General features: G+C 54.1%; 19 protein-coding genes and 1 tRNA gene. 13 read left to right on the top strand and 7 right to left on the bottom strand.

Going from position 1 to position 16,970, the window contains the following annotated elements; all coding sequences use genetic code 11:
• Nucleotides 1–177 precede the first annotated feature (177 nt).
• The 4 genes from WNY38_RS15885 to WNY38_RS15900 all read left to right on the top strand — a co-directional run bounded on the left by WNY38_RS15885 (nucleotide 178) and on the right by WNY38_RS15900 (nucleotide 2,371).
• Nucleotides 178–789: a riboflavin synthase gene (locus tag WNY38_RS15885; protein WP_342858340.1), complete on the top strand. Its 612-nt coding sequence runs from the start codon at nucleotides 178–180 to the stop codon at nucleotides 787–789.
• Nucleotides 789–1,331 carry a 6,7-dimethyl-8-ribityllumazine synthase gene (locus WNY38_RS15890; RefSeq protein ID WP_342858341.1) on the top strand — a complete coding sequence of 181 codons (543 nt, stop codon included), beginning with the start codon at nucleotides 789–791 and terminating at the stop codon, nucleotides 1,329–1,331. Before WNY38_RS15885 ends, WNY38_RS15890 begins: the two co-directional genes overlap by 1 nt.
• On the top strand, nucleotides 1,328–1,819 hold the full coding sequence (gene nusB, locus WNY38_RS15895) for a transcription antitermination factor NusB (RefSeq protein WP_342858342.1): 492 nt from the start codon (nucleotides 1,328–1,330) through the stop codon (nucleotides 1,817–1,819). Before WNY38_RS15890 ends, nusB begins: the two co-directional genes overlap by 4 nt.
• Before the next feature lie 237 nt (nucleotides 1,820–2,056).
• The gene (locus WNY38_RS15900) at nucleotides 2,057–2,371 is read left to right on the top strand and encodes a hypothetical protein (protein ID WP_342858343.1); all 315 of its coding nucleotides are present in this window, start codon (nucleotides 2,057–2,059) and stop codon (nucleotides 2,369–2,371) included.
• Between the two features lie 317 nt (nucleotides 2,372–2,688).
• Here the strand turns inward: WNY38_RS15900 and WNY38_RS15905 are convergent, their stop codons facing one another.
• A complete protein-coding gene (locus WNY38_RS15905) occupies nucleotides 2,689–3,102 on the bottom strand; it encodes an SRPBCC domain-containing protein (RefSeq protein ID WP_342858344.1) in 414 nt (137 codons plus the stop codon).
• 302 nt (nucleotides 3,103–3,404) lie between these two features.
• Between WNY38_RS15905 and WNY38_RS15910 the strand changes: the two genes are divergently transcribed.
• Entirely contained in the window at nucleotides 3,405–3,935 is a 531-nt protein-coding gene (locus tag WNY38_RS15910) for a DNA topology modulation protein FlaR (RefSeq protein ID WP_342858345.1), read from the top strand.
• A gap of 35 nt (nucleotides 3,936–3,970) precedes the next feature.
• On the opposite strand, the gene WNY38_RS15915 is transcribed toward WNY38_RS15910, so the two are convergent.
• Nucleotides 3,971–4,834 (bottom strand): aminoglycoside phosphotransferase family protein, encoded by an 864-nt coding sequence (locus WNY38_RS15915; RefSeq protein ID WP_342858346.1) that lies wholly within the window; start codon nucleotides 4,832–4,834, stop codon nucleotides 3,971–3,973.
• A 30-nt stretch (nucleotides 4,835–4,864) separates the two neighbouring features.
• Nucleotides 4,865–5,053: a DUF6324 family protein gene (locus tag WNY38_RS15920; protein ID WP_342858347.1), complete on the bottom strand. Its 189-nt coding sequence runs from the start codon at nucleotides 5,051–5,053 to the stop codon at nucleotides 4,865–4,867.
• A 193-nt stretch (nucleotides 5,054–5,246) separates the two neighbouring features.
• Between WNY38_RS15920 and WNY38_RS15925 the strand changes: the two genes are divergently transcribed.
• Together WNY38_RS15925 and yaaA are read left to right on the top strand one after the other, a co-directional pair.
• Nucleotides 5,247–5,323: transfer RNA gene (locus WNY38_RS15925), tRNA-His, on the top strand.
• A 207-nt stretch (nucleotides 5,324–5,530) separates the two neighbouring features.
• A complete protein-coding gene (yaaA, locus tag WNY38_RS15930; protein WP_342858348.1) occupies nucleotides 5,531–6,298 on the top strand; it encodes a peroxide stress protein YaaA in 768 nt (255 codons plus the stop codon).
• 251 nt (nucleotides 6,299–6,549) lie between these two features.
• On the opposite strand, the gene WNY38_RS15935 is transcribed toward yaaA, so the two are convergent.
• Nucleotides 6,550–8,100, bottom strand: coding sequence for a GNAT family N-acetyltransferase (locus tag WNY38_RS15935; protein ID WP_342858349.1), 1,551 nt, complete (start codon nucleotides 8,098–8,100; stop codon nucleotides 6,550–6,552).
• A 663-nt stretch (nucleotides 8,101–8,763) separates the two neighbouring features.
• On the opposite strand from WNY38_RS15935, the gene WNY38_RS15940 reads away from it, so the two are divergent.
• Nucleotides 8,764–9,567, top strand: coding sequence for an inositol monophosphatase family protein (locus WNY38_RS15940; protein WP_342858350.1), 804 nt, complete (start codon nucleotides 8,764–8,766; stop codon nucleotides 9,565–9,567).
• Nucleotides 9,568–9,909: 342 nt separating this feature from the next.
• On the opposite strand, the gene WNY38_RS15945 is transcribed toward WNY38_RS15940, so the two are convergent.
• On the bottom strand, nucleotides 9,910–10,203 hold the full coding sequence (locus WNY38_RS15945; RefSeq protein ID WP_342858351.1) for a putative quinol monooxygenase: 294 nt from the start codon (nucleotides 10,201–10,203) through the stop codon (nucleotides 9,910–9,912).
• A gap of 267 nt (nucleotides 10,204–10,470) precedes the next feature.
• A complete protein-coding gene (locus WNY38_RS15950) occupies nucleotides 10,471–10,809 on the bottom strand; it encodes a DUF6476 family protein (protein ID WP_342858352.1) in 339 nt (112 codons plus the stop codon).
• On the opposite strand from WNY38_RS15950, the gene WNY38_RS15955 reads away from it, so the two are divergent.
• The 5 genes from WNY38_RS15955 to WNY38_RS15975 all read left to right on the top strand — a co-directional run bounded on the left by WNY38_RS15955 (nucleotide 10,808) and on the right by WNY38_RS15975 (nucleotide 14,855).
• A complete protein-coding gene (locus tag WNY38_RS15955) occupies nucleotides 10,808–11,845 on the top strand; it encodes an RluA family pseudouridine synthase (RefSeq protein ID WP_342858353.1) in 1,038 nt (345 codons plus the stop codon). The genes WNY38_RS15950 and WNY38_RS15955 overlap by 2 nt on opposite strands.
• Nucleotides 11,846–12,081: 236 nt before the next feature.
• Nucleotides 12,082–12,978: an RNA polymerase sigma factor RpoH gene (gene rpoH / locus WNY38_RS15960; protein WP_342858354.1), complete on the top strand. Its 897-nt coding sequence runs from the start codon at nucleotides 12,082–12,084 to the stop codon at nucleotides 12,976–12,978.
• Nucleotides 12,979–13,092: 114 nt separating this feature from the next.
• The gene (locus WNY38_RS15965) at nucleotides 13,093–14,094 is read left to right on the top strand and encodes a Gfo/Idh/MocA family oxidoreductase (protein WP_342858355.1); all 1,002 of its coding nucleotides are present in this window, start codon (nucleotides 13,093–13,095) and stop codon (nucleotides 14,092–14,094) included.
• A gap of 2 nt (nucleotides 14,095–14,096) precedes the next feature.
• Nucleotides 14,097–14,414 (top strand): DUF4389 domain-containing protein, encoded by a 318-nt coding sequence (locus tag WNY38_RS15970; RefSeq protein WP_342858357.1) that lies wholly within the window; start codon nucleotides 14,097–14,099, stop codon nucleotides 14,412–14,414.
• Nucleotides 14,415–14,855, top strand: a complete 441-nt coding sequence (locus tag WNY38_RS15975; RefSeq protein WP_342858358.1) for a GFA family protein — start codon at nucleotides 14,415–14,417, stop codon at nucleotides 14,853–14,855.
• Between the two features lie 67 nt (nucleotides 14,856–14,922).
• Here the strand turns inward: WNY38_RS15975 and WNY38_RS15980 are convergent, their stop codons facing one another.
• Complete coding sequence (locus WNY38_RS15980; protein WP_342858359.1) at nucleotides 14,923–16,794, bottom strand: M3 family oligoendopeptidase; 1,872 nt, start codon at nucleotides 16,792–16,794, stop codon at nucleotides 14,923–14,925.
• Nucleotides 16,795–16,970 lie beyond the last annotated feature (176 nt).

Raw genomic sequence — 16,970 nt, forward strand, 5'->3', positions numbered from 1 at the left:
ATAAAGTTTTGCACAGATAAGTCTGCTTCAAAATGCTAAATGACGGACGAATCGGGCGGATTTGTGACCATCTGGAAACAACCTTGTGCACTTGAAAGCAAGCAAGGGGGGCGATAGGTCTAGGGGCAACGACGTCGGGCCGTGTGTGCCCCGATCTGGATAAAGACGGAGACAGCTATGTTTACAGGGATCATCACAGACATCGGTCATGTGCTTGATATGAAACAAGAGGGTGATCTGCGCGCGCGCATTGGCTGTGCGTATGACATCGACGGTATTGATATTGGGGCCTCGATTGCCTGCAACGGCGTGTGTTTGACGGTGATCGCGCTTGGGTCCACATGGCAAGGCGTGCCGCAAAACTGGTTTGATGTGCAAATCTCGGCAGAAAGTGTGGATCTGACCAATATTGGCGATTGGACTGTTGGCGCGCCGTTGAATTTAGAGCGCGCTTTGAAACTGGGCGACGAATTGGGCGGGCATATCGTATCGGGTCATGTGGATGGCGTGGCCGATTTGATCGAGATGCGTGACGAGGGCGACAGCACGCGTTTGACGTTTCGTGCGCCCAAAGCCTTGGCAAAATTTATAGCAAGCAAAGGGTCTGTCGCCTTGAACGGGACATCGCTGACGGTGAACGAAGTCGATGGCTGCGATTTCGGCATCAACGTGATCCCGCACACCCAAGAGGTGACAATCTGGGGTAAAGCGAAAGTGGGCGACCGGATCAACCTTGAGATCGACACCGTTGCGCGTTACGTGGCGCGCCTGCAAGATTGGGATAAGTGATGTCCAATCCTGAGCCGCATATTTTGGACCTGCCGGTGTTTGATGCGCCTGTGAAGCTTTTGATCGTGGTTGCACCGTATTTTAAAAATATTTCTGACGAACTTTTGCTGTGCGCCAAAGCCACGCTTGAGGACGCGGGTGTGTCTTCTGACATGATCGAAGTGCCCAGCGTGGGCGAAATTCCAACAGCCATCGCCATCGCGGAACGTATGTCGAATTTCGACGGCTACGTGGCGCTTGGCTGCCTTGTGCGCGGGGAAACTGCGCTGTTCGAGACCGCAAGCAACGATTCGTCGCACGCTTTGCAGATGATGGGCCTGTCAGGCCTGTGCATCGGCAACGGGATCTTGGCTGTAGAGGCAAAATCGCAGGCTGAGGCCCGCGCAGAGGCAAAAGGTCGTAATAAAGGTGGCGTAGCTGCGGCTGCGGCCTTGCATCTTGTCGCACTTTCCCGCAAATGGGCTCGTCCGAGCAAGGGCGTTGGCTTTAACACCGGCGCGATCCGCCTTGCGGGCGAAAACACGGGACCAAATATCGCATGACCGAAGATCACTCACACCTGAAGCCGCCCTCAAAACGCGACATGAGATCCGCCGCCCGCCTTTACGCGGTGCAGGCCCTGTTTCAGATGGAAGCCTCGGATATGACCGTGGATAAAGTCCGTCGCCAGTTTTACGACCACTTCTTTGGCCTAAAAACCGAAGAAGAGGGCGAATTCATCGATGGCGATGCCGATCTGTTTCACGAAATCACCGAGCTGGCCGTGAATGATCAGGTTAAAATCGACCAAATGACAGACCGCGCTTTGGTGGCGAAATGGCCCATCGGTCGGATCGACAGCACGATGCGGGCCTTGTTCCGTGCTGCGGGTGGCGAGTTGATTTCTGGTCGCACACCGCCCAAAGTTGTGATCAACGAATTTGTTGACGTTGCCAAAGGGTTCTACCCTGATGGCAAAGAGTCCAAGTTCGTGAATGCTGTTTTGGATCATATGGCCCGCGAAGTGCGCCCTGAAGCCTTTAAGGCGTAAGGTCGCGCGAGCAAAACAAACATGCTGAAGTACGTCCCGAAGCCTTTAAGGCCTAGGGGTCGTACAAACAAAAATATCGTGCTGAAGTTAGGCTTGAGGCTTTTAAGGCGTAAGACACACCGCGACATTTTGCGAAATTGAACAGGGTGGGCCAAAAGCCTACCCTTTTTTATGCCGCAATCCTCATGCGCCCCAAACGCGTTCCTTCCAATGACGCGCACAGGGCAGGAGTATCCCATGCCAAAACTCATTCGTCTGTATATTACCCAAGTCCTGATCGGCTTTGCCATCGCAGCCGCCTTCGTGGGGGCGCTCTTGGCGTTTAATGTCGCCAATCTGTGGCATCTGATAACCCATTCCGACATGGGAATCTTGGCTGTTGTGGTACTTTGGGTCTCAAACGGCATCGTGTTTTCAGGGGTGCAATTCGCCATCTCTGTGATGGGCATGGCAGACCGCGACGACGATGGCGATCAAGGTGGCAAGCGGGATGCGGTGTTTGATGTACCGGTCCGTGTCAAAGCTACGCAAAACGCGCGTAAACGCTTTTGAAACGCAGCCTATAAGAGCGCGGTTTTTAAAAGCGCAGGGTCAAATGGAAAAGGTGGCGGGGGACCGCAGCAGTCGTAGCGACGCGTATGCTCCCGAAGCCTGATTATATCAGGTGGGCGCCAGGTAAAAGGACCAGGGTCCGGACAGAGCCAGCTCCCGTACGGTTGCGTAAGGCCACCGGAGTCTTGCGCCCATGTGAACGAACCGAGCAGATCCCGCCGTCTCAATACCTAGTGCCTGTGCAGCCCCTCGGCAAGGGGCCGCATGCAGTTTGTCACAAAATCAGTGCACTTAAACCGATCTGGTCGTTTTAAAGTTTAAGCGTCCAAGGCCACACGCAGCGCGGCGATGTGATCGTCCCAGCCTTTATCAAGCGCCAGCGTCAGTCCAAGCTCTTCGGCTTTGCGCGGCAGGCCAGAATGCACCAAAGACAGGCGCGTGATGTTTTCGACCTCTTTGAGTGACCAGATCACTTTGGATTTCACGCCGTTGGTTTGCGCCATTGAAAACGTGTATTCCAGACGGTCATAAGGCGTCGCGTCGCGTACACGACCCCAGCACAGTTTCTCACCGCTCTCGCGTCCGAACATCTCGTAGGGTTCGCCCATGGTCAGCTCGGTTGACGGCACATGAAACCACGTCTTAAGCAGCTCAGGCTTGGTCAGGTGATCCCAGATGTGAACCCGTGATGCTTTGACGTAGATGGCTTTGCGAATGGTGTTGTCGGTCATGGGACAGGCCTTTTTATCTGTGGTGTGACGCCTGCTGAGGCAGGACGCACATGTCATGGCGGACAGACGATCATCCCAGTCGCGGCCAAAGGCCATCTCAGAACAGGCGCAAGGCCGTTTGCAGCGCAAATGAATGCGGTTGACGCTCTCTACCGCGATCCGCCCCCCTTGGGCAAGCGGCCTTGGATGTTTTGCGCAAAGCCCTCGGTCCGAGACGTGCTGTGATGGCATGATTGTCTTGGAACACAGGTCACTTGCGCATATGGATTGCAAGCATAGGGATAGCGGCAGGGAGGTTGAGAATGCAAAGGCTGATTGTCACGGGGTCGAACGGTACTGGGAAAAGCCACCTTGCGGCGCGTTTGAACGCGGCACACCCAGACATTGCGGTGGTCTCTTTTGATGCCATCAAGCTGACGCGCAATTGGTCCCAGCGCCCAAGACCCGAGATTGACGCAGAGCTCGCTCAGGTCATCGCAGGGGAAGCGTGGATCTTAGAGGGTGGACCAAGCCTGCTCGATCAAGCCCTTGCGCGCGCCGAAATCGTCCTTTGGATCGATCCGCCTGAATATGTCAGGGTGTGGCGTTTGCTGACGCGGCCTTGGCGCAACTTTGGAAAAACGCGTGCTGAATTGCCAGACGGCAATGTAGATTGGCCGCTTCAACAATATAAATTTGCCCTGCGCAGTTTCAAAAATCGATCAAAGTTCCGCCGTAAAATTGCCTCCAGCTTAGAAGCGGCCCGTTTGAACGCCGCAAGCGCCGCACAGGTCTGGCACTGCCGCACGCGCGCAGATCTTGATGCCGCTGTGAAAGCTTGGGCTGAGGGCTGAAGGCGGCCATGTTGGGGGCGCTCACGGCAGATCGTCTATGGGGCGGCGATGAGTGCGGCGAAGAGATCCAAGAGACGCAAATCGCCTTTTGGGGCCGGGCTGTGTTTGAGGGTCCATGAGATTGACATGGCGCAATGCGCGAAGGCGAACTGCAAGATGCGCCCCTGATCTAAGCCGGAGTGCGCGGCAAAACTCCCAGCCATATGCAAGATGCGTGCAGGATCTGCGGTTTTGTCGCCCATGCCGGTGGGATTACGAAAGGCATTGGCAAACTCATAAGCTGGATCGCCATTGAGGCCGCGCGGATCAATCGCACACCAGCCACGCGGACCCTTCAGGATGTTATCGTGGTGCAAATCTGCGTGCAGCAAGTGCGGTTGCGTGGTGCTGGCCAAAAGTTTGGGCCAGAGCGTTTGTGCCAGCGCGAAAACGCCGCGATGGGTTGGGGGCAGGGCGCTGAGGGGCGTGGCCAACAGCTCGGTGCCATTGGTGCTTAAGTCTGGAAATCCGGCTACGGCAGGGCGAGACAGAGCGGTGGCAACCTGCGCCAGCTGCGCCGTGGCTAAACTGTCCTGACCGCCGCGGGCCAGATCCCCCAAGCTTGGCCCACCCAGCCATTCGATCAAAAAGCTGATGTTCTGCGAGGCGGTTTTATGAGAGGCATAAATCTGCACGGCGTTTTGGCCGGCCCACTGTGCAAGCACTTCGCCTGCGCGCGCTTCATCTGAGGCGGCGCCCTCATCAGTGAGGTGTTTGAGCACCGCGTCTTCGCCGTTTGCCCTGCGCACCTGCCATAAGTTTGCGCGCGGTGTCTGCGCCAAGAGGCGCGGGGCGCTCAGTTGATAGTGTTTCAGCAGATATGAAGAGGGCAGGGCCGCGGCTCTGTTCGCTTCACTCATGTGCTCGCCCCCTGCGATAAATCTGCGCGCTTACTTATCGATGCTGCGTGCTTGTGCGGCGGCGGCGCGGATTTCCTCGGCAATTTCTTCGGCTTCTTCTGGGGTGAAATCCATCGGAATTTCGATGCCTTCGCCTTCGATATAGATGCGCACCATGCCAAGCGTGGTGGGGCCGATTTGGATGTTTGCCTCGACGTCGCTTTCTTTATTGATGCTCATTGTATCGCTCCTTTGGATTGCAGGTTGAAATAAGCCCAAAGTGCCGCTTGCGCAAGGGCGCGCTGCGTGCGTGCGGTGACAGTGCGAATGGCAGTGTAAAAAGGCGCGGGCAGGGGCCATGCGAAAAAATCACCAAAATGCGCAATCTTGCTCTTGCATTCATCCCGTACGTTCCGTAAATCACCCCACAAGTGCCGCCTTAGCTCAGTTGGTTAGAGCGCCTGATTGTGGATCAGGAGGTCCCTGGTTCGAGACCAGGAGGTGGTACCACTTTCCCCCCCAAAAAAAATTAATGCCAGACGCTGAGGGCAGTATTTGCATGCCATCTTTGTATGTGCACGCTAAAGTGAGCCGCAAACGTGCCATTCGCGCCATTTGCCCCGTGGTTTTTCCCCGCAACTCATGGCAAAAACAGATCCAAACACAACCACGCCGCGTCTGGGACGATTCCCGTTTGCGATGCCGAGAGGATCCAAAATGTTAGCTGTCATTTCCCCCGCCAAGAAATTGAACATGGATCCTGTTGTGGGTGTGGATCGCACGACCCCCAGCTTTACGTCTGAGACCAAAGAGCTGATTGATATTGCACGCCAGTTGGATGTGGCGGCTTTGCGCAAATTGATGGGGATCAGTGAAAAACTGGCGGAATTGAACGTGGAGCGTTTCGCAAATTTCTCTGACACGCCTGACGTCGATACGGCCAAACAGGCGATGTATATGTTTGATGGCGACACCTATACGGGACTGGATGCGGTCAGCCTTGAAGCGGAAACGATCCCCTACGCGCAAGATCACCTGCGTATCTTGTCTGGGCTTTATGGTATCTTGCGGCCACTGGACGCGATCCAAGCTTACCGTTTGGAAATGGGCAGCAGATTGGCCTCGCCCAAGGGCAAAAATCTATATGCGTTTTGGGGCGATAAAGTCGCGCTAAGCTTGAATGAGGCGGCTGAGGCCAGCCAGTCTGAGTTTTTGGTCAACTGCGCCTCGACCGAGTATTTCTCTGTGGTGAAAACAGATGTCCTGACCCCGAAAGTGATCACGCCCGTGTTCTTGGAGCGTCGCGATGGGGTCGAGAAAACCATCAGCTTTTACGCCAAACGCGCCCGCGGTGCCATGGCGCGCTTCATCGTCGAAAACCGCACCCGCGAGGTCAAACACCTGCGCGATTTCGACAGTGGCGGCTATGGGTATGACGCGGCGAAATCAGACGACGCAACATTGGTGTTTTCGCGCGATAGCTAGGGGCGAGCTTCAATAATATGACTGAAGATCAAGTGAGACATTTGTGTTCTCGTTGTAAGAAAATTTATCTTTCAACCGGGAGCCAGACAGATATGTGGAGTGCTCACGACCGCAATTCCAAAACAGTCTGACGAAAATCTCCACGCGCCACATCAAAAATCCAAATTGGATTGTCTGTCGTAACAATCGCCATCAAAGCCACGGCAGGCCCGCGTCGTTTTGCGCGCCCGCCATGAATTTTCCTGCTGCCTCTACCGGCGCGGTTCTTTCCATTTGACGTTGTATAGATCGAGGCGGCGGTCTTTGAGGTTGCGCACTGCACCTTGAGCGCGGGCGTGGCGTAGGTTTGACAGGTCCACATCGGCCACCACGACCATTTCAGTATTTTCTGTGGCTTCTGCTGCAATACCATCACGGGCGAAACTAAAGTCGCTTGGGGTATAGATCGCCGATTGCGCATAGTTGATGTCGATGTTCGCGACGTTTTTCAAATTACCAACCAAGCCTGAGGTGGCCACAAACAATTGGTTTTCGACGGCGCGTGCCTGACAGCAATATTTGACACGAAGGTGCCCTTGGCGCGTGTCAGTGCAATAAGGCACAAAAAGGATCTGCGCACCCTGATCAGCCAACCTGCGGCCGATTTCAGGGAATTCGCTGTCGTAGCAAATCATCACACCAATCGGGCCGCAATCGGTCTGGATGACATTGATTTCATCGCCGCCATAGATGCTCCACCAATATTTTTCATCAGGGGTTGGGTGCAGTTTTTCCTGCATCTGCACCGAGCCGTCACGCAAAAATACGTAGCCCACGTTTTGGATGTCGCCATCCTCTGTTTGGGTCGGGTGAGAGCCGCCAATGATGTTGATGTTACAGCGCACTGCAAGCTGGGTCATATGCTGCACAAAACGTTCAGTGTATTGCGTCATGCGTTTGATCGCCACGTCAGGTGTGACTTCGGCTTCGCAGGACAAAAGCTCAAGCGTGAACAGTTCAGGGAACAGCACGAAATCGCCTTTGTAATCGGCGGCGACCTCGACAAAATAGTCCACAGAGGAAAAGAATTCGTCGATGTGATTGATCGTCCGCGCTTGTTTTTGCACCGACACAATCCGAACCAGATCGCGGTTAACGCGCCCGACTGTACCGGTTTCGGAGGGCGCTACGTAGTCATGGTTTCTCCAAACCATCAGTGTCGCGTGGCCGCCAGAGGGGGTATCTTCGGGTGAATAATTGGGCAAAACCCCCGTGGGTTCAAACCCCATGCGACGGTGGAATGAAATCACGGAATCCTTGATTTTGTTGTCGATCACCGCTTGTAGATAGTCTGCAGGGGTTGGGAATTGTTTTCTTTTACGGTCAAACCCAGGCATGCGCCCACCGAACAGAATACCTTTTAGGCTCAGCTCTTGACACAGCTGCATACGCGCATTGTATAGGCGGTTCCCAATCTTCAGGCGTCGACGATTTGGATCAACACAAACCTCCATACCGTAGAGCCAATCACCGTTCTCATCATGACGCGACAGGTGGCCATTGCCGGTCACGCCGATCCAATCATGCGGCTTAAAGGCTTCGGATTCTGAGATGCGAAAGGTTGCCGCATAGCCGACGATTTCGTCATCAATCAAAACGACAAACTGCCCATCGGGAAATCGGTTCAACTGTCCAACAAGCATACTGACGGTATAGGTATCTTCGTCGGGATAGACGCGTTCGACCAATGATCTGACGCTTGCGATATCGTTGTGATTGAGGTTGCGCACGACGACGGTAGACTTGGGTTTGGACGATGGCATTCAAATAAACTTTCGATATGACCGCGTTGGACGGAATGGGTTAGGGTCTCAGGCGCAGACATGGGCAGCCAGAGACATTTGGTTTCGATATGAGTGACCTAAGTCGCAGCCCGATAAAAGCAATAATGTCGTGCTGCAGCGATCCTTTGACGATTAATCAATCACCACGGGCTGACGCAGGTCCCTGATGCGGCATCAAAGATCAAAATTTCATGACTCGTCTTTAAAACGGCCATCCAATCGACCGCATCGGTGAAGTTTTCGCCGTCGCATATGCGGGTAAAGCGATGGTTTCGAGCACATAAAAACTGACAGAGCTAGTCATTGTTGGAAAACGGATGAAAAGCAGACCGATCAGCCTTAGCCGCTCAAACAGGACTGCCACGCCTAGTGTGCGTTGAGCGCCGTGATCGCACAGAAAAACCATAAAACCATAAAAGCACCAGCTTTTCGTCCATCGTGCCGAATGTTGCAGTGTGAAGAAAGGAAACACTTTGACGTGAAAGAAAGTCTCTAAGGCATGTTCACTATCAATTCTGGAGAGGTTGCACAGGTGGACATGTCATGCGATGTTCTTTGAAAGGGTGCAAATGAAGCGCGCTCAAATTACTGAAAATATATACGAATAAGCAAATTCAATTGATTATCCGCGGAGAATGCAGGATGCAAACCAGCGCAGAACTTGACGTGATGATGTCAGCTGTGCGGCATGTCAGATGTGCCATGCTGGATGGGTTTTCCAGAATCCAAAGCCTGTCTATTGATGTCGCCGATGCGAAAGCCTTTGTCGCGGATCTTGATCAACATGTGGCGCAAGAGGTCAGTGGCGCGCTGATCAAAGCCTTTCCTGCCTATGGCCTGTTGATGGAAGGCGCGGACGAACTTATAGGCGCAGAGCCTATGAGGCGTTGGATTGTCGATCCGATGGACGGGACAGCCAATTTCGAAAACGGCCTGCCGCATTGGGCGATTTCCATTGCTTTGGAACATAAAGGCCAGATCATTGCCGCGGTGGTGTACGACCCGTTCAAGGACGAATTATTTTCGGCGACGACAGGCGGGGGGGCTTGGCTGAACGGGCAAACGCGCCTTCACACCTCTGGCAAAGCGTCGCTGAGCCAAGGCACTCTATCGACGGGAATGCCGCCCAGCGGATCAGACAATCTGCCTCTGGCGCTTGCCACGCTGGGCGCGCTTTTGAATGACTGTGCGGGCGTGCGTCAGTTGGGGGCCGCAGTGCTTGATCTCGCTTATGTCGCCGCAGGGCGATTGGACGGATATTGGAACCGCAACCTAAAGGCTTGGCACTTCGTCGCGGGCGCTTTTTTGGTGCAAGAAGCGGGCGGTCTGGTCAAACCCTTGGGGGCCGATCCGCAGGGCATCGATGCGGGCAATATCGTGGGGATTGTCAGCAGCATGTTCCCAGAGTTTGATGCTGCGCTGCAAGTCGCGCAAGAACGGGTTTAGCCTGAAAAGCGAACAGGCCTGTGGTCTTTGAGCACCGCATCCACGAGGTCAAACACCTGCGCGATTTCGATACTGGCGGCTATGGGTTTGATGCGGCGATATCGGATGGGTCAACACTGGTGCTTTCGTGGGATGGTTAGGGGGGAGGTTTTTGGCGGGCGACAGGTTTGCGCCCCTCTGCGCCCCATGGGTCTGATATTGCTAACCTATCAAAAGGCCCCATAGGGAGGATTGCGGAGACTCACTGCGTCATGCACCAAGGGCGACTTTGCGGGACATAGTCACCCTTTGATGCTAGCAAGGAAGGTTCGCCTTGGACGAAACGTTTGATGGTCTCAAGCTCTAGATAGCTGGGGTCATTTTCACGACTTCTGTGCTCGCGGATAGTTTTCCATCAATGCGTTCCGCTGCTTCTAGGGTGTGCTGCATTTTATGGTGCTGTTCCAATGCAGTGGCGCTTTCCCAGACCTCCACAAGGTAGAGCGACTTATCATCGACTTCGCCCACGTTTAGTTCAAACCTCTTACAACCAGATTCTGCTTGAGTGGCCTGCAATATGTCTCGAAGTGCTGCAAGCACTTCATCATAGTGATCCGCTTTTGGTTGGATCTTTGCGAAAACATGAACGTCTGCCATATAATATTTCCTTTCTTTTTAACTTCTCTGAGCAACAGTTTTCCAGAGAGGTTCAGTCGCCATTATAGGACCTTTCACCGCCCCTTACACCCGAAACTGGCCATTCGACCTCCGTGCAGCATTTGGCAAGAAGGGCTCAAGCCTTCAGCTAGCTATGCAATGCACTAAGGTCCACTTTGGGCGGGGAGAGCTGCAATAAGTAGCAAACTTGCGCCACAGGGCTGTCCTGTGCATCCCTGTGGCCAAATACAGAATGTCGCCCTACCGCTACTCAATCCCAACAGTCTGACGCAAATCTCCACTCACAGCATCAAAGATCAAAATCTGATTGTCTGTCGTCACAATTGCCACCCAATCAGCTCCGCGCGTAAAGTTTTGCGCGGTGGCTCCTGCTGGCAAAGCGATGTTTTCGGGCAAATCAAAGCTCACAGTGCTGTTCAGTGTGGGGAAACGGGTGACAAGCAGCCCGATCAGGAGTAGGAACCCCAAAATCATCACCACCAAGAGCGATGTGACCAGCCTGCGCATCAGCGTCAGCCCTGCCATTGCTTTTGGGTCAACACCTGCGTCCAAATCCTTATGGTCGCCCTGTACCGGATCAGTCATGTCTCTTAGCGCTCCACTTATCACCGTTGAATTCACCATCGCGGAAAACCCGCCTAATCGTCTTGATAAGGCGATTGCGCGCGATGTGCCAGCGGATGCGAACCTATCGCGGTCGCGTTTGGCGAAATTGATCGCGGACGGGTCTGTTGTGGTCAACGGCAAACCGGCGCTGGATCAAAAGGCCAAGATTGCCGAAGGTGCATCCGTGGTGATCACCGTCGAGCAACCTGTGGACAGTCATTTGGTGGCCGAAGACATTCCGCTGGATATCATTTTTGAAGACGAACACTTGGTGGTGATCAACAAACCTGTGGGCATGGTGGTGCATCCGGCACCGGGCTCGCCCTCGGGCACTTTGGTCAACGCGCTGATGCATCATTGCGGTGACAGCCTGTCGGGTATTGGCGGCGAAAAGCGCCCCGGCATTGTGCACCGTATCGACAAGGACACCTCGGGGTTGTTGGTCGTGGCCAAAAGCGATGTGGCCCACCAAGGCTTGGCGAAACAATTCGAGAAGCACACAGTCGAGCGCAAATACACAGCGCTGGTGTACGGCATGCCCGATGTGATGGACCCGCGTCTGCGCGGCGTCAAAGGCGTGAGCTTTGAAGGCTCGAACATCATGCGCATCACCACCATGCTGGGGCGTCACAAGACGGATCGTCAAAAACAAGCGGTGTCTTTTAGTGAGGGGCGTCACGCCATAACCCGCGCGCGTGTGTTGGAACAATACGGTTTGCCGCATCAGCTGACCTTGGTGGAATGCTGGTTGGAAACAGGGCGCACGCACCAAATTCGCGTGCATATGACCCATGCAGGCCACGGGTTGATCGGTGACCAGACCTACGGCGGCAAACGCAAGCTGTCGCACAAAGCTGGGATTTCTGAGGCCTCATTAGAGGCCATCGCAGCCTTCCCGCGTCAGGCTTTGCACGCGGCTGTTTTGGGATTTGTACACCCTGTGACCGAAGAAGATATTCGTTTCGAGGCGCCTTTGCCCGCAGATATGAATGACTTGATCGAGGGCCTGCGCTAATGCGCACGATCCTTGCGCGTTTCGGGTAGAGTTGTAGCAATTGTGCACGTTGCTGTGATCTGGCATTCTATTGCTAGACCAGCGACGGAAACGGGTTCATCGTTCGTTTACAGATAGATGTTAGCGAACAAAAAGCCCGTTTTTTGTCTCTCTAGCCCTTGAATCGCTATAACCGTATACCTATTTGCATGTTAAGGCCTGTAACATTAGGCATCCGACATGGGAGTGACCCGACAATGAGTAACTATACAAATCTGCCAGCCCCGAGCCCCGAACAGGGCCTCAACCGCTATATGCAAGACATTCGTAAGTTCCCCATGCTGGAACCCGAAGAAGAATACATGCTGGCCAAACGCTGGGTGGATCACGAAGACAGCGGTGCCGCGCACCGTCTTGTGACGTCTCACCTGCGATTGGCCGCCAAAATCGCTATGGGCTATCGTGGATATGGTTTGCCGCAAGCCGAAGTCGTGTCCGAGGCCAATGTGGGCTTGATGCAGGCGGTCAAACGCTTTGATCCTGAAAAGGGGTTTCGTCTGTCCACTTACGCCATGTGGTGGATCCGCGCCTCTATCCAAGAATACGTGCTGCGGTCTTGGAGCCTTGTGAAGCTCGGGACGACGTCTGCGCAAAAGAAATTGTTCTTCAATCTGCGCAAAGCCAAAAACCGCATCGGCGCTTTGGAAGATGGCGATCTACACCCTGATCACGTCAAACGCATCGCGAATGATCTTAGTGTGACAGAGGCTGAAGTCATCTCGATGAACCGTCGCTTGTCTGGTGGGGACGCGTCATTGAATGCGACTGTTGGCTCAGAAGACGGCGGCACCGCGCAGTGGCAAGATTGGCTCGAAGACGAGACCATGGACCAAGCCGGTGATTACGAGGCCAAAGACGAAATGGAAAGCCGCCACGCCTTGCTGATGCAAGCGATGGATGTGCTCAACGATCGCGAAAAAGACATTCTTAGGCAGCGCCGTTTGGAAGACAAACCCGTGACGCTTGAGGCTCTGTCCGAGCAATATTCGGTGTCGCGTGAACGGATCCGCCAGATTGAAGTTCGAGCGTTTGAGAAACTTCAGGCTCGCATGAAAGATCTCGCCGTCGAAAGCGGTGCGTTTGAAGATGCATAACCGACAGATGGTTGTGTTTTGCAGTTTCATTTTGCAAAGGGGTGGTGAATGCCACCCCTTTTCCTTTGGCGCATGCTCTGTAATGGTCTGTGCAAATGGTAAGGAAATACGATCATGAGCAGTGCGATCCGTTGGGGCATTTTGGGTGCCGCGAATTTTGCCAAAAAACATATGGCGCGGGCAATACACAGGTCTGAGGGCGCGCAGCTTGTGGCTCTTGCCACCTCTGATCCTGCCAAGGCTGTAGGCTTTCAAAGCTTTTGCCCAGAGCTTGAGATCGAAACGGATTACGACGCTTTGCTCGCGCGTGATGATATCGATGCGGTCTATGTGCCGTTGCCCAATCACATTCATGTGGACTGGACGCTCAAAGCGATGCGCGCTGGCAAACATGCGCTGACGGAAAAGCCCATCGCGATGACGGCGGATCAGATAGATGATCTGATCGCTTTGCGCGACGAGTCGGGACTGCTGTGTGCCGAGGCCTTTATGATCGTGCATCATCCGCAATGGATCCGCGCCAAACAGCTGTTGTCCCAAGGTGCTATTGGCGCATTGATGCATGTCGATACGGTTTTTTCCTATAACAACAGTGACATGAGCAATATTCGCAATCGTCCTGAAACGGGCGGGGGCTCTATCCGCGACATCGGCGTTTACACCTACGGTGCCGCGCGCTGGGCCACGGGGCAGGAACCGCGCGCAATAACCCATACCAATATTCGATATGAAAACGATGTGGATGTCTTCGCCGAAGTGAGCGTGCAGTTTGATACGTTTTCCTATCACGCCCTGACTTCGATGCGGATGAGTCCTGCGCAAGAGGTCCGCTTTCACGGCGAAACGGGTGTGTTGACAGTGGAAACCCCATTCAACGCCAATCTGTTCGGCCCAACGCGGTTACGTTTGGCAGATACATCCAACAACGAAATGGTTGAACATTTCAGCGGACAGAACCACTATGTAAGCCAAGTTGAAAATTTCTGTGCTGCTATTCGGGCAGGGACGTCGGCTCATGCTGATTATCCTTGGACCTTGGAAAACGCGCGTGGCACACAATCGATGATAGACGCTGTTTTCTTAGCTGACCAAAGCGCACGAAGTTCAAAGGATTAAACATGGCCGACCCACATGAATTTGACGACGTTATGCCTGACCTCGAGAACATGACGCCTAAGACGCCTGAGCATCTTGAGGAAAACATCTTTCACCGGATTTTCTTTATGATCCTTATCGCGATCATGATCAGCTTGTCCAAGACACTATTGATGCTTTTGACCTTGCTGCAATTGGTGTTCGTGCTGTTCGGCAAAAACACCCCTAACACGCGCATCGCGGAACTGGGCACCGATCTGGGCATCTGGATGGCCAAAGCCATCCGCTATCAAACCGCTGCTTCAGAGGTGAAACCTTGGCCTTGGACGGAACTGGATTAAATGGTGGGTACAGCTGAGACTTTTCACGCTTCTTGCCACTGCGGGACGGTTAAGTTCGACGTGACCTTGCCGGAAGGTTTCGCATCGGCGCGGCGTTGCACCTGTTCGATTTGTACCATGCGCGGGGCGGTTGCTGTCTCGGCGAATTTGGATGGGATCAATTTTGTGCAAGGCCAAGAGGCCCTGACGCTGTACCAATTCAACACGAAAGCCGCAAAGCATTACTTTTGTTCGAAATGCGGGATTTATACCCATCACCAAAGGCGCTCAAACCCCAATGAATTTGGTGTTAATGTCGCCTGTCTTGAGGGCGTAAGCCCCTTTGATTTCAAAGAGGTCGATGTCTTTGATGGGGTAAATCACCATACCAGCGATACCAAAGCCGGACCGCGCCTTGCAGGTGTGCTGCGCTTTGAGGCTGCTGACAGCGGCGAGGCCTAGAACGGAAGAAAAGCCCCACCAATTTGGCGGGGCTTTTCTAATCTTACAGTCTCATATGTCGGTGGATTTAATCCATCGCTTCCAATTCATCGATCATCGCTGAAATCATCGACAGGCCTTTGTCCCAGAATTTGGGGTCAGAGGCATCAAGGCCGAAGGGGGCCAAGAGGTCAGTATGGTGCTTTGATCCGCCGGCTTTGAGCATGTCGAAGTATTTGTCTTCAAACCCGTCTGGATTTTCCACATACGCCGCGTAAAGTGCGTTCACGAGGCCATCGCCGAACGCATAGGCATAGACGTAGAATGGCGAGTGAACGAAGTGGGGTATATAGGCCCAGAAGGTTTCATAGCCGTCCATGAATTCAAATGCAGGTCCAAGGCTTTCGCCCTGCACAGACATCCACAACGCGTTGATGGCGTCTGATGTGAGTTCGCCACCTTTGCGCGCGTCATGCAGTTTGCATTCAAAGTCGTAAAACGCGATTTGGCGCACCAGCGTGTTGATCGAATCCTCGACCTTGCCAGCCAGCAAGACCTTACGTTCGTTTTGATTTTTCGCACCTTTGAGCAGCTGTTGGAAGGTCAACATTTCGCCAAAGACAGACGCGGTTTCGGCCAAGGTCAGCGGTGTGCTTGATAGCAGTTCGCCTTGATCAGCGGCCAAGACTTGGTGAACGCCATGACCAAGCTCATGCGCCAGCGTCATCACATCACGCTGTTTGCCCAAGTAGTTAAGCATCACGTAAGGGTGCGCGTCGGTGACAGTGGGGTGGGCGAAGGCGCCGGGGGCTTTGCCCTCTTTCACGCCCGCATCAATCCAGCCTTTGGTGAAAAACGGTTCTGCCAATTCGGCCATTTTCGGGTGAAAGCCAGCATAGGCTTGCATCACCATATCGCGCGCGTCATCCCACTGGATGGCTTTGTCGTCTTCCAGCGGCAAAGGCGCGTTGCGGTCCCAGACTTGCAGCTTATCAAGGCCAAGCCATTTGCGTTTAAGCTCATAGTAACGGTGCGACAGCTTGGGGTAGGCGGCGACGACTGCATCGCGCAGGGCCTCGACCACTTCGGCTTCGACATCGTTGGACAGGTGGCGGCCCGTTTGCGGGGTCGGCATGCCGCGCCATTTGTCCTCAACGTCGCCCATTTTCGCCAGCGTGTTGTGCACGCGGGTAAAGGTTTTGAGGTTTTGCCCCAAGACATTGGCCACTTCACGGGCAGAGGCTTCGCGGGTGTCGCGGTTTTGGTCAGACATCAATGTGGCCGCGGCCTCTAGGCCAAGTTCTTGACCGTCCACGGTGAATTTCAGGTCGGCAACCGTTTCATCGAACAGTTTGTTCCACGCGGAAGCGCCGACCACAGACATGTCGTGCTCGTAGCGTTCCAACTCGTCAGACAGCTGATAAGGGCGCATTTTGCGCATGCGCTCGAAAATAGGACGGTAGCGCGCCAGATCAGCGTGCTGCAACATGTCCTCGACCGCTTCGTCAGGAATGCGGTTCACTTCGAGCGAGAAAAACACCAAAGGCGCTGTGAAATTGGTGATCTTGTCTTGGATGTCGGAAAAGAATTTCGCGCGATCGCCATCGACGGTGTTTTGGTAATACAAAAGCCCCGCATAAGACCCAAGACGCCCCGCCACTTGGCTGATGCGCTCGTTGCGCAAGATGCAGTCATACATGCCTGCGCCGTCAAGATCGGCCAGCTTGCCTTCGAAATCTTTTGCAAAAGACACGCAAGCCTCTTCCAGCCAATCCAAATCGCGTTTCACTTCCGGCGAATCCACAGCAGGATAGAGATCGCTGAGATCCCAATCGGGCAGATCGCCGAAATCGCCTGCGGCCGACCCAGTGCTCGCATCAAACACGCGGCTGTCATAAGCGCGGGTGTCAAAGGCTTGGGGGCCGAGGGCACCGAGGGCGGATGTATAGCTGAAACGCATGAAATTTCTCCTGTTCCTATGCCCAACACTTAGGGACGCAGCGCCCTGATTTGCAACCCATTGAGGTCAAGAGATTGAAGAGGATCACAAAATTTTGTCAGCCGCGCCGGCTCATCAAAGTGCGTGCGGCGCAAAATCGATTGGCTGGCGTTCAGATTGGCTGGCGTTCAACGGGG

This window comes from Pacificibacter sp. AS14 (assembly GCF_038899935.1).
Lineage (GTDB): Bacteria > Pseudomonadota > Alphaproteobacteria > Rhodobacterales > Rhodobacteraceae > Celeribacter.

Excerpts from the sequence above, each read along its gene's own strand:
- WNY38_RS15885 (WP_342858340.1), top strand. The coding sequence starts at position 178 with ATGTTTACAGGGATCATCACAGACATCGGTCATGTGCTTGATATGAAA.
- WNY38_RS15890 (WP_342858341.1), top strand. The coding sequence starts at position 789 with ATGTCCAATCCTGAGCCGCATATTTTGGACCTGCCGGTGTTTGATGCG.
- nusB (WP_342858342.1), top strand. The coding sequence starts at position 1,328 with ATGACCGAAGATCACTCACACCTGAAGCCGCCCTCAAAACGCGACATG.
- WNY38_RS15900 (WP_342858343.1), top strand. The coding sequence starts at position 2,057 with ATGCCAAAACTCATTCGTCTGTATATTACCCAAGTCCTGATCGGCTTT.
- WNY38_RS15905 (WP_342858344.1), bottom strand. The coding sequence starts at position 3,102 with ATGACCGACAACACCATTCGCAAAGCCATCTACGTCAAAGCATCACGG.
- WNY38_RS15910 (WP_342858345.1), top strand. The coding sequence starts at position 3,405 with ATGCAAAGGCTGATTGTCACGGGGTCGAACGGTACTGGGAAAAGCCAC.
- WNY38_RS15915 (WP_342858346.1), bottom strand. The coding sequence starts at position 4,834 with ATGAGTGAAGCGAACAGAGCCGCGGCCCTGCCCTCTTCATATCTGCTG.
- WNY38_RS15920 (WP_342858347.1), bottom strand. The coding sequence starts at position 5,053 with ATGAGCATCAATAAAGAAAGCGACGTCGAGGCAAACATCCAAATCGGC.
- yaaA (WP_342858348.1), top strand. The coding sequence starts at position 5,531 with ATGTTAGCTGTCATTTCCCCCGCCAAGAAATTGAACATGGATCCTGTT.
- WNY38_RS15935 (WP_342858349.1), bottom strand. The coding sequence starts at position 8,100 with ATGCCATCGTCCAAACCCAAGTCTACCGTCGTCGTGCGCAACCTCAAT.
- WNY38_RS15940 (WP_342858350.1), top strand. The coding sequence starts at position 8,764 with ATGCAAACCAGCGCAGAACTTGACGTGATGATGTCAGCTGTGCGGCAT.
- WNY38_RS15945 (WP_342858351.1), bottom strand. The coding sequence starts at position 10,203 with ATGGCAGACGTTCATGTTTTCGCAAAGATCCAACCAAAAGCGGATCAC.
- WNY38_RS15955 (WP_342858353.1), top strand. The coding sequence starts at position 10,808 with ATGTCTCTTAGCGCTCCACTTATCACCGTTGAATTCACCATCGCGGAA.
- WNY38_RS15950 (WP_342858352.1), bottom strand. The coding sequence starts at position 10,809 with ATGACTGATCCGGTACAGGGCGACCATAAGGATTTGGACGCAGGTGTT.
- rpoH (WP_342858354.1), top strand. The coding sequence starts at position 12,082 with ATGAGTAACTATACAAATCTGCCAGCCCCGAGCCCCGAACAGGGCCTC.
- WNY38_RS15965 (WP_342858355.1), top strand. The coding sequence starts at position 13,093 with ATGAGCAGTGCGATCCGTTGGGGCATTTTGGGTGCCGCGAATTTTGCC.
- WNY38_RS15970 (WP_342858357.1), top strand. The coding sequence starts at position 14,097 with ATGGCCGACCCACATGAATTTGACGACGTTATGCCTGACCTCGAGAAC.
- WNY38_RS15975 (WP_342858358.1), top strand. The coding sequence starts at position 14,415 with ATGGTGGGTACAGCTGAGACTTTTCACGCTTCTTGCCACTGCGGGACG.
- WNY38_RS15980 (WP_342858359.1), bottom strand. The coding sequence starts at position 16,794 with ATGCGTTTCAGCTATACATCCGCCCTCGGTGCCCTCGGCCCCCAAGCC.